The following is a 15,084-nucleotide window of genomic DNA, read 5'->3' as shown; positions in this document are numbered from 1 at the left end:
TTAATAAGCCGTATTGTCCGGGCCGTTGTGATCAGCGTGGTTCCCGTTGCGGCCAGCCTGAATCAGCGTGCCGTGTTGGCCGGTCAGAATGGTGGTGCCGTGCTGTAACGCGCCGATGCCCGCCACCCTGCCCCCGGCCGACACAAACCGGCAGGCCGCCTCAACTTTCGGCCCCATCGATCCGGCGTCAAATGCCATACCGGCCAGCTCAGCCGGGGTGAGGCGCGCCAGCGGTTGCTGATGGGGCGTGCCCCAGCCGAGGCATACCGCGTCGGCATCGGTGAGGATCAGCAGGGCATCGGCGTGGATCTGCTCTGCCAGCAGCGCGGCACAGAGATCTTTATCAATCACCGCCTCGACCCCGTGGCGCAGTTCGCCGTCACACACCACCGGCACCCCGCCGCCGCCGCCGCAAATCACCAGATGCTGTTGCGCCAGCAGCGCGGTGATGGCGTGTTGCTCGACAATCCGCCGCGGATGCGGCGACGGCACCACCCGGCGGAAATGCACACCATCGGCGCGCATCGCCCAGCCTTTTTCGCGGCTGAGCGCCGCCGCCTGCAACGCGCTGTAAACCGGCCCGATATATTTGGTCGGCGACCGGAAGGCCGGATCGTCCGCCGCGACCTCGACCTGCGTCAGCAGCACGCTCACCTCCTGTGACGGCAGGCGGTTTTTCAGCGCCTGTTGCAGCAGGTAGCCGATCATCCCCTGGCTTTCCGCCCCAAGGATGTCCAGCGGATAGGGCGCGACGGCGGTATAGGCGCTGTTCTGCAACGCCAGCAAGCCGACCTGCGGCCCGTTGCCGTGTACCAGCACCACCCGCCATGTCTGGGCCAGCGCCGCCACGATCGCCGCCGCCTGTTCCACATTCTGTTTCTGGACTGCCGCCTCCAGCGGCTCGCCGCGCTTGAGCAAGGCGTTCCCGCCCAGCGCGATCACCAGCGTTGGTTTTGTCATGCCTGTGTTCCTTGTGTAGGGGTCAGAGCGCGTCGCGTTCCAGCGGGCAGCTCATGCAGCGTGCGCCGCCGCGCCCGCGGCCCAGTTCGTCGCCGGGGATCGGCAGTACGGTGATGCCCGCTTTGTCATATTTTTCGTTGGTCCAGCTGTTGCGCGCGTAGCCCACCACCACGCCGGGGCGTAAGGTCAGCACGTTGTTGGCATCGTTCCACTGCTCGCGCTCCGCCTCGAAGCTGTCGCCGCCGGTCGTGATCAGGCGGATTTGATCGAGCCGCAGCGCCTGTTCAATGGCGTGGATAAAATGCGGCGCCTCACCGTATTTCAGGCCACCGTGGCCGTCATCCGTCAGCGTCCAACAGGGCATCTCCCGGCGGATCACCTCCGGGTAGATGGAAAACGCGTCGATGTCGATGTGGGTCATCACCGTGTCCAGATGCATACAGGCGCGGTGTTTCGGCAGCTCCAGCACGATCACCCGGCTGGCCTGCCGGTGTTTGAACAGCGCCCGCGCCAAAAACTCCACCCCTTGCGGCGTGGTACGTTCCGACAGGCCGATCAGCACCGTGCCCTGCCCGAGCACCAGCACATCGCCGCCCTCCAGCGTCGCGTGGTCATAATTCAGGTCATCGTCACCGAAATATTTGATGAACTCCCCGTCGGCAAAGCGCGGGTGCCAGCGATAGATGGCGCGTAAGTTATGGGTTTCCCGCTGGCGGGCGACTTTCGCCATCGGGTTAATCGACACACCGTGGTATATCCAGCAGGAGGTATCGCGGGTAAACAGGTGATTGGGCAGCGGTGCCATAATAAAATCATCAGGCTGGGGGTGGCCCAGGATCTCCTGGCTGAATACGCCGGGGAGTTCGCCATAAGTCAGCCCGCCGCTCATCAAGCGCGCCAGTTGCCGGTGTGGCTGGTCGCCCAGCCAGCCGCGTACCTCCGCCGCCAGCGCCGGGCCGAGCCGGAAATCAGAAACCTGCGCCGCCAGCAGCCAGGCTTTGGCCTCCGGCACCTGGAGGGTTTCACTGAGCAAATCGGTCAGCAACAGCACGTCCACCCCCTGCTCTTTCAGGGTGGCCGCAAACCGGTCGTGTTCCTCCCCGGCCCGCTCTACCGACAGCACATCATCAAACAGCAGTGACTGACAATTAGAGGGCGTCAGGCGTTTCAGGCTTAAATTGGGCCGGTGCAACAAGACGGTTCGCAACCGGCCGATTTCAGATCCCACATAATGTTTTTCCATATTCCATCCTGTTTCTCAAAATACATCCTGCCGGTGAATCACCGGCACCGGTGCTATTTCCTCAGGGGATTTGGCAGGAGGGATAATATCGGCGAACGTGATTATTTATGTGATAAACCTCACGGGAGGCAGCCCAACGCCTATTTATTGAAATAAGTTTGATTAAACGCATTGTAACGCACGGATTTTCCAGGCGGCTTTTGCGTAATTATCGGCAGGCGTGAATAGTTATTTCCGGCTGAATTATTTACCCGGCACCCAATAATATAATGTGTTTTTATTCAACTGGTTATTACAGATGGCTTATCAACAAGCATAATTACTCACATCACACTGAAGATTATCGCCGTTTATGAAATAAGTATGCGAAGACCCGCGCACCCGGTAAAAACCGTCACTGTGACGTGGCCGCTTCTTTTTTTATGACGCGTTTATTTTAAACGAAAATAAAAGCAGGCATATTCACCGCAGATACCACAACAGGCAGGAGAAAAAGAATAATGTGCACGGTGTGCCGAAATAATTATGCACCGGCCATTCGGGCATAAAAAAACCCCACGTTGCCGTGGGGTTTTTCACTGCGGCCGGGAAAATCAGCCGTTAATCAGCGCATGCATCTCTTGTACGGAGATAACCTGCTCTGTCGGGTCAGTGCTCAGCGCCATCGCGGTGGCGAAGCCGCCGTTCAGCGTGGTGTCGTAGTGCACCTTATATTGCAGGGCGCTGCGGCGAATCAGCTTGGAGTCCTCAATCGCCTGACGCCCGGCCGTGGTGTTCACGATATAGGTGTACTCGCCATTCTTGATGCGATCCTGAATATGCGGGCGGCCTTCATGCACCTTGTTGACCAGGCGCGGGTTGATGCCCGATTCGCCCAGCACCACCGCGGTGCCGTGGGTGGCGTCCAGCTCGAAGCCGCGTTTCAGCAGCTTGGCGGCCAGGTCCACCACGCGGGATTTGTCGCCCTCGCGCACTGACAGCAGCGCACGGCCGCTTTTCTTGATGTTCATGCCGGACTGGCTGCCGAGCATCGCTTTGCCGAACGCTTCTGCGAAGGTACGGCCGACGCCCATCACTTCACCGGTCGAACGCATTTCCGGCCCGAGGATTGGGTCAACGCCGGGGAACTTGTTGAACGGCAGCACCACTTCCTTCACGGAGTAGTACGGCGGGATGACTTCTTCCGTCACGCCCTGCTCCGCCAGGGATTTCCCGGCCATCACCCGCGCCGCCACTTTCGCCAGCGGCACACCGGTGGCTTTGGAGACGAACGGCACCGTACGCGCCGCACGCGGGTTCACCTCAATCAGGTAGACTTCGTTGTCTTTCACCGCGAACTGCACGTTCATCAGGCCGCGCACGCAGAGTTCAAACGCCAGCTTCTCGACCTGCTGGCGCATCACATCCTGAATCTCTTTGCTCAGGGTGTAAGCCGGCAGGGAACACGCGGAGTCACCGGAGTGCACGCCGGCCTGTTCGATATGCTCCATGATGCCGCCAATCAGCACTCGCTCGCCGTCGCAAATCGCGTCGACGTCCACTTCCACCGCGTCATCCAGGAAGCGGTCAAGCAGCACCGGCGCGTCGTTGGAGACCGACACCGCATTCTGGAAGTAGCGTTTGAGGTCGGTTTCGTCGTAGACGATTTCCATCGCCCGGCCGCCCAGCACGTAGGAGGGGCGCACCACCAGCGGGTAGCCCAGCCCGGCGGCTTTTTCGACCGCCTGTTCAATGGTGGTCACGGTGGCGTTGGCCGGTTGCTTCAGGCCGAGGCGGTTGACCGCCTGCTGGAAGCGCTCGCGGTCTTCTGCACGGTCAATCGCGTCCGGGCTGGTGCCGATAACCGGCACACCGGCGGCTTCCAGCTCACGCGCCAGTTTCAGCGGGGTCTGGCCGCCGTACTGCACGATCACGCCTTTCGGCTGCTCGATGCGCACAATTTCCAGCACATCTTCCAGCGTTACCGGCTCGAAGTAGAGGCGGTCAGAGGTGTCGTAGTCGGTGGAGACGGTTTCCGGGTTGCAGTTGACCATGATGGTTTCATAGCCATCTTCCCGCAGCGCCAGTGAAGCATGCACGCAGCAGTAGTCGAACTCGATGCCCTGGCCGATACGGTTCGGCCCGCCGCCCAGCACCATCACTTTCGGGCGGTCATTGGTCGGGTTGGATTCGCACTCTTCCTCATAGGTAGAGTACATGTAGGCGGTGTCGGTGGAGAACTCCGCCGCACAGGTATCCACGCGTTTGTAGACCGGGTGCAGGTTATATTTGTGGCGCAGTTTACGGATTTCGCCCTCAGAGACACCGGCCAGTTTCGCCAGGCGCGCATCGGCAAAGCCCTTGCGTTTCAGGTCACGCAGGAAGTCTGCGGTCAGCACGCTGGCGCCGCCCTCTTCCACTTTCTCTTCCAGACGTACCAGCTCCTCAATCTGCACCAGGAACCAGCGGTCAATGTTGGTGAGGTTGAAGACGCCGTCAACGGACATCCCGGCGCGGAAGGCGTCCGCGATGTACCAGATGCGATCCGCACCGGCATCTTTCAGCTCGCGGCGGATCTTGGTCAGGGCTTCCGGATCGTCCAGGCTGACCATCGGATCAAAGCCGGTTTTGCCGACTTCCAGCCCGCGCAGCGCTTTTTGCAGCGACTCCTGCTGGGTGCGGCCGATAGCCATCACTTCACCCACCGATTTCATCTGGGTGGTCAGGCGGTCGTTGGCCCCGGCGAACTTCTCAAAGTTGAAGCGCGGGATTTTGGTGACAACGTAGTCAATCGACGGCTCGAACGAGGCCGGGGTGCGCCCGCCGGTGATGTCGTTCATCAGCTCGTCCAGCGTGTAGCCCACGGCCAGTTTGGCCGCGACCTTGGCGATCGGGAAGCCGGTGGCTTTGGAGGCCAGCGCCGAGGAGCGCGACACACGCGGGTTCATCTCGATGACAATCAGGCGGCCGTTTTTCGGGTTCACCGAGAACTGGACGTTGGAGCCGCCGGTTTCCACGCCGATTTCACGCAGTACCGCCATCGAGGCGTTACGCATGATTTGGTACTCTTTGTCGGTCAGTGTTTGCGCCGGGGCCACGGTGATGGAGTCACCGGTGTGGATGCCCATCGCATCGAAGTTTTCGATTGAGCAGACGATGATGCAGTTGTCATTTTTGTCGCGCACCACCTCCATCTCATACTCTTTCCAGCCAATCAGCGACTCATCAATCAGCAGCTCTTTGGTAGGGGAGAGGTCGAGGCCGCGTTCGCAGATCTCTTCAAACTCTTCGCGGTTATAAGCGATGCCGCCGCCGGTGCCGCCCATCGTGAATGACGGGCGGATGATGCACGGGAACCCGACGTCAGCCGCCACGGCCAGCGCCTCTTCCATGTTATGCGCGATGCCGGAACGGGCGGTATCCAGGCCGATTTTCTTCATCGCCTGGTCAAAGCGGCGGCGGTCTTCCGCCTTGTCGATGGCGTCCGCGGTGGCACCAATCATGGTGACGCCGAACTCTTCCAGCACGCCCTGGCGCTCCAGCTCCAGTGCACAGTTCAGCGCCGTCTGGCCGCCCATGGTCGGCAGTACGGCATCCGGGCGCTCTTTTTCGATGATTTTGCGCACCACTTCCCAGTGGATCGGCTCGATATAGGTGGCATCGGCCATGTCCGGGTCGGTCATGATGGTGGCCGGGTTAGAGTTCACCAGGATAACGCGGTAACCCTCTTCACGCAGCGCCTTACACGCCTGCGCGCCGGAGTAGTCAAACTCACATGCCTGGCCGATAACAATCGGGCCGGCGCCGAGGATCAGGATGCTTTTTATGTCAGTACGTTTTGGCATGGCTGTTATGGCTCCTGATTATTTGGCGGTGGAACGGTAAGTCTTGATCAAGTCGATAAAGTGGTCGAACAGCGGTGCAGCATCGTGCGGGCCGGGGCTGGCTTCCGGGTGGCCCTGGAAGCTGAAGGCCGGTTTGCTGGTGTGGTGGATGCCCTGCACCGTGTGGTCAAACAGCGAGGAGTGCGTGACGCGCAGCGTCGGCGGCAAGTCCTCTTCATCCACCGCAAAACCGTGGTTCTGCGCGGTGATCATCACCGTGTTGTTGTCCCAGTCTTTTACCGGGTGGTTGCCGCCGTGGTGGCCGAGTTTCATCTTGCGGGTTTTCGCGCCGCAGGCCAGCGCCAGCAACTGGTGGCCGAGGCAGATGCCGAACACCGGCACGTCGGTCTCAAGGAAACGCTGGATTGCCGCGATGGCGTAATCGCACGGTTCCGGGTCGCCGGGGCCGTTGGAGAGGAACACGCCGTCCGGGTTCATCGCCAGCACGTCATCGGCCGGGGTCTGTGCCGGCACCACCGTCAGGCGGCAGCCGCGATCCACCAGCATCCGCAGGATGTTGCGCTTCACGCCGTAGTCATAAGCCACCACATGGAACGGCAGGTCTGCCGCGTCGGCCGCTTCCGGCAGGCCGCCTTCCAGCGCCCAGCTCCCCTGCTGCCAGCTGTAGCTCTCGCGGGTGCAGACCTCTTTCGCCAGATCCATGCCTTTCAGGCCGGGGAACGCTTTGGCTTTTTCCAGCGCCAGCGCGGCGTCAACGTTGTCACCGGCGATGATGCAACCGTTCTGCGCGCCCTTCTCACGCAGCAAGCGCGTCAGTTTACGGGTATCGATGTCCGCGATGCCGACGATGTTGAGGCGCTTGAGGTAATCGGAGAGGGTTTCTTCATTACGGTAGTTGCTGGCAATCAGCGGGAGGTCACGGATAACCAGGGCTTGCGCATGAACAGTGGAGGATTCTTCATCGGCGGCGTTGGTGCCGACATTGCCGATATGGGGATAAGTAAGGGTGACGATCTGGCGGGAATAGGAGGGATCAGTGAGGATTTCTTGATAACCGGTCATCGACGTATTGAAGACCACTTCCCCCACTGCCGTACCTTCGGCCCCGATGGCCCGACCGTGGAATTGGGTTCCGTCTTCCAGAACCAACAGCGCTGACTTAATCAAAGCATCCTCCAGGAATAATCAATCACAATATTTGCATATTAATTCAGAACAGACGCACTAAATCAATGCAAAAATCGCTGCAAGAGCTAATTTTCGGCAAATTGCGCGCATTCTAATGAGGGCGATCCCCTTTGTCTACCCAAACGCCCCTTTTTTGTTATGTTTTCTCTCGATTCAGAGGAATTACCCCTGATTCCGGGCAAAAGCACCGGATAAGTCGAGTCAGTAAACGGTTGCGACTCTTCAAGCAGAAAGAAACAGTAAGGAAACACCAGATATGGTTATTTTTTATACCAACCCTGTATAAACAAGAGAAGTAAACCGGGGAAAAATGTAATTAATGCAGCTTATAGGATGGAAATATGATGAACATCATGTTTTTAACAATAAAAAAAGGGCAATCAAGGAATTGCCCGTCAATCAAAGAGTTATGATTAAAAAACCACATCACGATGGTTTGGGTAAACTATAATTCATGCAATCCAAGCACGTCGCGCATGTCATAAAGCCCGGTTTTATGGCCTGACACCCAGGCAGCGGCACGAACCGCGCCATTTGCAAAGGTCATGCGGCTGGAGGCCTTGTGGGTAATCTCCACCCGCTCGCCGATATCTGCAAACATCGCGGTATGCTCACCGACGATATCCCCGGCGCGCACGGTGGCAAAACCGATGCTTTTTGGGTCACGTTCGCCGGTATGGCCTTCGCGTGCGTAGACCGCACACTGTTTCAGATCACGGCCCAGCGCGTCGGCAATCGCCTCGCCCATTGCCAGCGCAGTGCCGGAAGGGGCATCCACTTTGTGGCGGTGGTGCGCTTCCAGAATTTCGATGTCAGTATAGTCGCCCATGATTTTGGCGGTCTTTTCCAGCAGCTTCAGCACCACATTGACGCCGACGCTGAAGTTGGCGGCAAACACGATGCCGATGTCATCAGCCGCTTGTTTAATCGCGCTTTTTCCGGCGTCATCAAAGCCGGTGGTGCCGATCACCATGCCTTTGCCGTGGTGGCGGCAGGTTTCCAGGTAAGCCAGCGTGGCCTCCGGGCGGGTAAAATCGATCAGGATGTCAAAGGTGTCCATGACGGCGTCCAGGCTGTCACTGACCTTCACGCCCAGCGCGCCGACCCCGGCCAGTTCGCCCGCATCCACGCCCACCAGTGATGAACCGGGGCGTGCCAGCGCGGCACCCAGTACCACCCCGTCGGCCTGCTGCACGGCCTGAATCAGTTGTCGGCCCATCCGGCCGCCCGATCCCGCAATCGCGATGCGGATATCAGCATTCTGCATAAGTTCTCTCTTCTGTTTTCATGATTCGCGTGAATCCTTTTCAGGGTAGCCACGCCCGATCATCACGGCCAGATAAATTCTCGGATAATAAGAAATTTATGATATAGGCTTGTTAACATCAGTAAAATCTATCCCTATGATGTTAAAAGATTAGGCAAAAACCGGTACATTTGTGTGATTTTTAATCACCTCCGCTGCCGGTTTTGTCCATGCATGATCTTCGCATAGTCATGCATTTTCAGCCAGCGTGCCGCACGGGCGATTCCGGCCGGAATGATCCGATTCCGCCAGCGCGGCGGGGCGCACCGGGCTACGCTAAGAGAGTGCGCCGCCTGTTCGCGGCGCAAGCCATCTGTGAAAGGGAGGACAACCACCGTTATGGCCGATTTTCTACGTTCTGAGATAACCCCGGTTAATGATTACCGGGCCGAGCTGGGTGAAACGCCCGTGTGGTGTGACCGCAGCCAGTCACTGCTGTGGGTGGACATCAACCGCCAGCGGCTGCTGCGCTACTGGCCGTCACGCCGGGAAACGGAGATCCGCAATTTACCGAGTGTCACCAGCGCGGTACTGCTCACGGATAAAGAAGAGGTGTTCCTGCTGGCCGCCCATCAGGGCATTGCCGCCTATGACTATGCCAGCGGTGAGATTACCGTGCTGTGCGACTACCCGGAAGAGACCAGCAAAACCCGCCCGAATGAGGCAGCCATCGCCCCGGACGGTTCCCTGTGGTTCGGCACCATGGATCTGACCGAAGGCGAACCGATCGGCGCCTGGTATCGCTTTGCCGCCGGGGACGCCGCACCGGAAAAGATGATGGATAACCTCACCATCCCGAATACGCTGGTATGGCATGAGAACCGTGTCTGGTTCGCCGACAGCCACGCCAAACGCTTCTATTCCGGCAACGGTAAGCGCATCAACCCGCGCACCCTGAGCTGCTACTCCAGCGGTGACCTGACGCCGGACGGCTCCACGCTGACCACCGGCGGCCGCCTGATTAACGCCTGTTTCGGCCACCACTGCCTGTTCACTTACCAACTGAATGAGGGTGAGTTGCTGGCGGAAGAGGCGATCCCGCTGCCGGTGACCCAGCCAAGTTGCTGCACCTTCGGCGGCCCGGAGCGAAAAACGCTGTTTATCACCTCCGCCCGCAAAGGCCTGGAGAACCCCGGCCCGCTGGAAGGCGCGCTGTTGCAGGTGGAAACCCGCGAAACCGGTATGCCGCAGCACCGCTTTATTCTGCCGGGCTGATCGCCCCCTACTCCTGACCAGGCGGCCTTACCAGGCCGCCCATTCTGCCTCACCGGCCGGGAACGCGGCCAGAAACAGCGTCACCGCCAGCAGATCGGCACTGCCGCCGGGGCTGAGGTGCCGGTCAATCAGCGCATCATCCAGCGCATATAACCGCGCCGCGCCGTCCGGGGCCTGTACCCCGCCCTGCCACAACAACCCCTGCGCCTGCTGCTGCACATAGTGCAGCCCCGCCATTCCGCCGCGCGCCGCCAGATTGGTGTCGGCGTTCCAGGCCATCAGGTGCAGCAACACCTGCAATTGCGCCTGCTCTTTCTGGCCGGTTTTCGCCATCATCCGCCGCCAGGCCGGCAGCGCCACACTGCGCACGGTATGAAAGCCGCTCTCTGCCTCGCCGCGTGCGCCGGTCAGGCCGTGCTGCTGATAGAGCCGCTCCCCGGCGGTGCGCGGTGCGGTAATGCCGCCCAGCTCCCGTTGCACCAGCCCGCGGCAGAAGTGGCTGACGGTTTCACACAGCGGCTGCTGCGCCAGCGGCCGCTGTAGGGCAGTGAGCCGCCCGGCCGCCGCCAGCAACAGGCCGAAGGCGAAAATCGCGCCTTTGTGGGTATTCACCCCGCCGGTGGTGCGCAACATCTGCGCCTCACCGGCCAGCCCCAGCGGCCGCAACATCGGCAACACCTGCACTGGGGCGAGCGCGGCGGTGCTGAACCCCAGATCGTAAAAGCGCGGCATCTGGCTCAGCAGTGCCTCAATGCTGCGCACAAACAGCCCGAGGTTCATGTCCCGGTGTGCGCCGTTGTTGCGCTTATCCACCAGCCCCGGTTTCGGCGTCAGCATTACCTCCTGCAACAACGCCTCCCCCATCTGCTGCACCAGTTGTTCCCGTAACGGCGTCCGGGGCGGCAAGGTTATTTCGCTCATAATGTTCCATCCTGTGATGAATCTCTTCCTTTATCAGCCACAGCGCATGGCGGCGCGCACGGGCGCAGAGGTGGGCCGGTTCCGGGCAGATCAGGCAGCGCCGCGGCGGAATGCCGAGCTGCGTGCGGGACATCACCTCCCCGGCAGCGTTCAGCACGTCCAGATCCCACAGCCGCCCGAGCGGGTGGCGCTCTTCCAGCGCGATCAGCGCCGCCTTCACCTCTGTTGCGGCCGCCTCCACCACCAGCATAAATTCCGGCCCGGTGGCGTGCAGCCAGCGCTGGTGCCAGCAGACCGGCCACTGTTTTTCGCGGCAGAGCGCGGCGACCGCCTCGCGTGCGTAGTGGCTGAGGCGACGGTACGCCGCGCTGTCTTTGATGCCGCCCGGCGCAATCAGCGTGCCGCAAATCAGGGTATTGCCGAAGCACTGCAACGCCTGCTGCTGCCGCCTGGCGCGCCGTTCGCGGGCAGCGAGCATCTGCGTGAGCGTGACGACGCGGGGCGGCGGCATCCGGTGTTGACGGTTCATGGTTTGACCTGACGGATCACATCAATCACTGAACCGTCGCGGTAGCGCACCACCGCCACGACCCGGTCAGTGAACTCAATCGCTTTCGGCTCGCCGGTCAACAGCCGCGCCCGCGCATGTAATTGCTCAATGGTCATCAACGGCAGGCCCGCCGCGTGCAGCCGTTCGCGGATCTCCGGGCGGCGCGGATTGACGGCGATGCCGTGGTCCGTGACCAGCACGTCGATGCTTTCGCCCGGCGTCACGGTGGTCAGCACCTTGTCCACCACCGTCGGCAGGCGGCCGCGCACCAGCGGCGCAGTGATAATGGTGAGATCCGCCCCGGCCGCGGTGTCGCTGTGGCCACCCGAGGCACCGCGCAGCACGCCGTCGGAGCCGGTCATCACGTTGACGTTGAAATTAAGATCGATCTCCAGCGCGCTCAGCATCACCACATTCAGCCGTTCACAGGCTGCGCCCTTGGAACGCGGGCTGGCGTACTGGTTGGCGCTGATCTCAATATGGTGCGGGTTGCGGCTCAGGGATTGCGCTGCGTCGGCGTCAAAGGATTGGGTGTCGAGCAGTTTTTCCACCAGCCCTTTTTCATGCAGATCCACCATCGTGCCGGTAATGCCGCCCAGCGCGAACCCGGCGGTAATCTGGCGGCGGCGCATCTTCTCTTCCAGAAAGCGGCTGACGGCCAGTGCCGCGCCGCCGGTGCCGGTCTGTAATGAAAAGCCGTGGTTGAAATAGCCGGAATGCTCGATCACGTTGGCGGCCTGCCGGGCGATCAACAGTTCACGCGGGTTACTGGTGAGGCGGATCGCCCCGGCGCTGATCTTCGCCGGATCGCCCACTTCCTCCACCTGCACGATCAGATCCACCTGATCCTGCGCGATGCTGGCCGGGTGGTTGGGGTAGCTGACAAACGCTTCGGTGAGCAGCACCACCGTGCGGGCGCGTTCGGCATCCACCTGCGCATAGCCCAGCGAGCCGCAGCGCGATTTGCCGCTGAAGCCGTTGGCGTTGCCGAATTCGTCACAACAGGGCACACCGAGGAACGCCACATCAATGGCCAGTTCGCCGCTGTCGATCAGCTGCACGCGGCCGCCGTGGGAGTGGATCTGCACCGGGTTGTCCATCAGCCCGCGGGAGATCGCCTCGCCCAGTTTGCCGCGCAGGCCGGAGGTGTAGATCTGGCGGATCACCCCCTGTTGGATGTGTTCGATCAGCGGCCAGTGGGCGTCGATCAATGAGCTGGAGGCGAGCGTCAGATTGCGGAACCCCATGCGCGCCAGCGTGCCAACCACCAGGTTGACCACCTTGTCGCCGCCGCGGAACGCATGGTGGAAAGAGATCGTCATGCCGTTTTTCAGGCCGGATCGCACAATCGCCTGCTCCAGCGAGGCGCACAGCTTGCGCTGGCGTTTTTCATCTTCCTGCGACAGCCACGGGCTGTGGGCGGCGGCATGGGTAAACGCCGGGAGGTCAGTATGTGCCGGTATGCGGGGTGCCGGTAGGGTGTGGGTTGTCATGTTTGTTGCTCCTTATTCGCGAATGCCGCCCGCGGCCCGTGACAGAACGCGCTGCGCGTGCAGCACAATCGGGCCGTCGATCATTTTGCCGTTGAGGGAAATCACCCCCAGCCCCTGCCGGGCGGCGTCGTCTGCCGCGGCAACCACGTCGCGGGCGTCGTCCACCTCCTGCTGCGTCGGCGCGTAGGCCTGGTGCAACAGCGCAATCTGGCGCGGGTTGACCAGCGATTTGCCGTCAAACCCCAGCCGCCGCACCTGCTCCACCTCACGCAGGAACCCGGCGTCATCATTAACGTCTGCCCACACCACGTCATACGCGGCGATGCCCGCCACCCGCGCCGCGTGCAGCACCGCACAGCGGGCGTAAAACAGCTCCGAACCGTCGCCGCGCGAGGTTTGCATGTCCATCACGTAGTCAAACGCCGCCAGCGCAATCGCCACCATGCGCGGGCTGCTGCGGGCAATCGCCACCGCGTTCACCACGCCCTGTGCCGACTCAATTGCCGCCATCAGCCGGGTGCTGCCCACCTCGCGGCCGCAGGCGGCCTCAATGCGCGCCACTTCCGCTTCCAGTTGCTGTACATCCTCCACGTTGTTGGTTTTCGGCAGGCGGATGATGTCCACCCCGGCGCGCACCACCGCCTCCAGATCGGCCAGGCCGAACGGCGTGTCCAGCGGGTTGATACGCACCACTTTTTCCACCTCCCGGTAAAACGGGTGCTGGAGGGCATGAAACACCAGCAGGCGGGTGCTGTCTTTCTCGCGCAGCGCCACGGCATCTTCCAGGTCAAACATCACGGCATCGGCACCGTAGACAAATGAGGTGCTGAGCATCGCGGCGTTGGCACCGGGGATAAACAGCATACTGCGACGTAATTTCATCCGGGCAGGCTCCATTCTGAAGGTTCTTTTCCGGCGGCACGCAGCGCGGCCGCCTGCACGCGGGCGCGCAATACGCACTCCAGCGCCCCTTTGTCATCAATGGCGATCTGCGCCTGGGTGATGCCAAGCTCCGCCAGTGTCACCCGCGCGAGGTGTGCGATCGCCTCACCAAATTGCGCCTGCACCACGCTTTCCAGCGTCAGGTGCAGCCCCGGTTCCGGCGACGGGCCGATGCGCACCAGCGCATCACTGGATTCCAGCGTGCCCGCGACAGCGTCTTTTACGATCTCCATGTCGTGTATTGCCTCATTGGTTGGTTAAGTCAGGCAGGGGTCGTTTCCCTGCGGTGTGCATGTCGCAAAAACGCCAGCGTGGCCGGCGGCACCAGCGCGGCCACGGCGTCCCAGTCACCGGTGGCCAGCAGCGCCCGCACCCTGGAGGCCGACACCGGCGCGTCGTTGATTTCCAGCCGCGGCAGCTCCACCACCTCCACCGGCGGCCAGAGGCCGTCCGGCTCCGTCAGCAGCGTCTGCATACGGCGGTTATAGGCGGCGGTAAGCGGGCAGAAAGGTTCGGTGCCGACAAAACGGTGGGTGATGCCCAGCGCCGGGGCGAGGTAACGGCGGAACAGCTGTAAATCGATCTGGCTGTGGCAGATGTCCACCACGCCCTGATCTTTCAGGAAGTAACCGGGAAAGGTGGCGCGTGAGATCACGTATGCCGAGCCGGGGTGCAGCGTCAGGTTGCGGATGCCGTGCGTGCCCTGCGCAATCAGCGGGTAGCGGTCGGCGTAGCGGAACTGCGAGGCGTCCTCCTGCACCACCAGCAGGTGCAGCCAGTCACAGCGGGCAGCGGCCTGCTCCACCAGCCAGCGGTGGCCGAGGGTGAACGGGTTGGCATTCATCACAATCGCGCCGATGCGCTGTCCCGGCTGACGCTGACGGCGGAGCTGGGCGCAATGGCGGCGCAAGCGGTCGGGGCTGTTTTCCATCAGCACCAGGTAGCCCGGCACTTCAGCCAGCGGGAAAAACCCGGCGGCGGCAAACAGCGTGTGGTTCTCCGGTTTGGTGAACAGGAAGAGTTCAGGGCGGCCGCGCTCAAACGCCAGCGTAATCAGCTCCGTCATCAGGGTCAGGCTCAGCCCCTCCCCGCGCCGCGCCGGGTCAATGGCGATGCACTTCAGCACCCGGCCCGCCAGCCCGCCGCAGGCCACTACCCGGCCCTGCCGGTACGCGGCGACCATCACCTCCACATCCTTTTCCAGCCGCAGCCCGGCCTGGTGCAGCAACGGCAACAGGTGGGTGAGGCGTTCATCGCCGGGAAAAAGGCGGCGAAACAGAACCGGCATAATGCGCTCCGCATCATCAGCAAAAGAAAGGGAGCGCTATTTCGCCACGCCGCGCCGGGGATTAATTCCGGCAGGATCACATTTCACCGGCAATTTTAATGCCGCCTATGGCGTTTATTTATTTAATTACCCCAGGTGTATAAACCACATTAAA

At 61.4% G+C, this 15,084-nt stretch carries 12 protein-coding genes; 1 reads left to right on the top strand and 11 read right to left on the bottom strand.

The window, feature by feature from the left end; all coding sequences use genetic code 11:
• The 5 genes from arcC to dapB all read right to left on the bottom strand — a co-directional run bounded on the left by arcC (window position 1) and on the right by dapB (window position 8,482).
• Entirely contained in the window at window positions 1-960 is a 960-nt protein-coding gene (gene arcC, locus JK232_RS07975; RefSeq protein ID WP_212589037.1) for a carbamate kinase, read from the bottom strand.
• Window positions 961-982: 22 nt separating this feature from the next.
• Window positions 983-2,203: an arginine deiminase gene (gene arcA / locus JK232_RS07970; RefSeq protein WP_212589036.1), complete on the bottom strand. Its 1,221-nt coding sequence runs from the start codon at window positions 2,201-2,203 to the stop codon at window positions 983-985.
• Between the two features lie 593 nt (window positions 2,204-2,796).
• Window positions 2,797-6,027: a carbamoyl-phosphate synthase large subunit gene (gene carB / locus JK232_RS07965; protein WP_072928714.1), complete on the bottom strand. Its 3,231-nt coding sequence runs from the start codon at window positions 6,025-6,027 to the stop codon at window positions 2,797-2,799.
• 18 nt (window positions 6,028-6,045) lie between these two features.
• The gene (gene carA, locus JK232_RS07960; RefSeq protein ID WP_212589035.1) at window positions 6,046-7,194 is read right to left on the bottom strand and encodes a glutamine-hydrolyzing carbamoyl-phosphate synthase small subunit; all 1,149 of its coding nucleotides are present in this window, start codon (window positions 7,192-7,194) and stop codon (window positions 6,046-6,048) included.
• Between the two features lie 466 nt (window positions 7,195-7,660).
• Window positions 7,661-8,482: a 4-hydroxy-tetrahydrodipicolinate reductase gene (gene dapB, locus JK232_RS07955; protein ID WP_072928710.1), complete on the bottom strand. Its 822-nt coding sequence runs from the start codon at window positions 8,480-8,482 to the stop codon at window positions 7,661-7,663.
• A 378-nt stretch (window positions 8,483-8,860) separates the two neighbouring features.
• On the opposite strand from dapB, the gene JK232_RS07950 reads away from it, so the two are divergent.
• The gene (locus JK232_RS07950) at window positions 8,861-9,736 is read left to right on the top strand and encodes an SMP-30/gluconolactonase/LRE family protein (RefSeq protein WP_072928708.1); all 876 of its coding nucleotides are present in this window, start codon (window positions 8,861-8,863) and stop codon (window positions 9,734-9,736) included.
• A gap of 27 nt (window positions 9,737-9,763) precedes the next feature.
• Here the strand turns inward: JK232_RS07950 and citG are convergent, their stop codons facing one another.
• From citG to citC, 6 genes are read right to left on the bottom strand one after another with little or no spacing between them, the layout of a single operon-like run.
• Window positions 9,764-10,657, bottom strand: coding sequence for a triphosphoribosyl-dephospho-CoA synthase CitG (gene citG / locus JK232_RS07945; protein WP_146000852.1), 894 nt, complete (start codon window positions 10,655-10,657; stop codon window positions 9,764-9,766).
• Window positions 10,542-11,186, bottom strand: coding sequence for a citrate lyase holo-[acyl-carrier protein] synthase (gene citX / locus JK232_RS07940; protein WP_101827996.1), 645 nt, complete (start codon window positions 11,184-11,186; stop codon window positions 10,542-10,544). The genes citG and citX overlap by 116 nt, the downstream gene beginning before the upstream one ends.
• Window positions 11,183-12,700: a citrate lyase subunit alpha gene (citF, locus tag JK232_RS07935; protein WP_212589034.1), complete on the bottom strand. Its 1,518-nt coding sequence runs from the start codon at window positions 12,698-12,700 to the stop codon at window positions 11,183-11,185. The genes citX and citF overlap by 4 nt, the downstream gene beginning before the upstream one ends.
• Before the next feature lie 12 nt (window positions 12,701-12,712).
• Window positions 12,713-13,582: a citrate (pro-3S)-lyase subunit beta gene (gene citE / locus JK232_RS07930; RefSeq protein ID WP_212589033.1), complete on the bottom strand. Its 870-nt coding sequence runs from the start codon at window positions 13,580-13,582 to the stop codon at window positions 12,713-12,715.
• The gene (citD, locus tag JK232_RS07925) at window positions 13,579-13,875 is read right to left on the bottom strand and encodes a citrate lyase acyl carrier protein (RefSeq protein WP_212589032.1); all 297 of its coding nucleotides are present in this window, start codon (window positions 13,873-13,875) and stop codon (window positions 13,579-13,581) included. The genes citE and citD overlap by 4 nt, the downstream gene beginning before the upstream one ends.
• Before the next feature lie 29 nt (window positions 13,876-13,904).
• A complete protein-coding gene (gene citC, locus JK232_RS07920; RefSeq protein ID WP_212589031.1) occupies window positions 13,905-14,930 on the bottom strand; it encodes a [citrate (pro-3S)-lyase] ligase in 1,026 nt (341 codons plus the stop codon).
• Window positions 14,931-15,084 lie beyond the last annotated feature (154 nt).

This window comes from Nissabacter archeti (assembly GCF_018257325.1).
Taxonomy (GTDB): Bacteria; Pseudomonadota; Gammaproteobacteria; order Enterobacterales; family Enterobacteriaceae; genus Chimaeribacter; species Chimaeribacter arupi.
Note: the sequence above shows the minus strand (reverse complement) of the source record. Positions and strands in the feature narration are given on the sequence as shown.

What these genes read in the sequence shown, in the direction of transcription:
- citC (WP_212589031.1), bottom strand. Translation starts at nt 14,930, where the DNA reads ATGCCGGTTCTGTTTCGCCGCCTTTTTCCCGGCGATGAACGCCTCACC.
- carB (WP_072928714.1), bottom strand. Translation starts at nt 6,027, where the DNA reads ATGCCAAAACGTACTGACATAAAAAGCATCCTGATCCTCGGCGCCGGC.
- citX (WP_101827996.1), bottom strand. Translation starts at nt 11,186, where the DNA reads ATGAACCGTCAACACCGGATGCCGCCGCCCCGCGTCGTCACGCTCACG.
- arcA (WP_212589036.1), bottom strand. Translation starts at nt 2,203, where the DNA reads ATGGAAAAACATTATGTGGGATCTGAAATCGGCCGGTTGCGAACCGTC.
- citD (WP_212589032.1), bottom strand. Translation starts at nt 13,875, where the DNA reads ATGGAGATCGTAAAAGACGCTGTCGCGGGCACGCTGGAATCCAGTGAT.
- arcC (WP_212589037.1), bottom strand. Translation starts at nt 960, where the DNA reads ATGACAAAACCAACGCTGGTGATCGCGCTGGGCGGGAACGCCTTGCTC.
- dapB (WP_072928710.1), bottom strand. Translation starts at nt 8,482, where the DNA reads ATGCAGAATGCTGATATCCGCATCGCGATTGCGGGATCGGGCGGCCGG.
- citE (WP_212589033.1), bottom strand. Translation starts at nt 13,582, where the DNA reads ATGAAATTACGTCGCAGTATGCTGTTTATCCCCGGTGCCAACGCCGCG.
- citF (WP_212589034.1), bottom strand. Translation starts at nt 12,700, where the DNA reads ATGACAACCCACACCCTACCGGCACCCCGCATACCGGCACATACTGAC.
- JK232_RS07950 (WP_072928708.1), top strand. Translation starts at nt 8,861, where the DNA reads ATGGCCGATTTTCTACGTTCTGAGATAACCCCGGTTAATGATTACCGG.
- citG (WP_146000852.1), bottom strand. Translation starts at nt 10,657, where the DNA reads ATGAGCGAAATAACCTTGCCGCCCCGGACGCCGTTACGGGAACAACTG.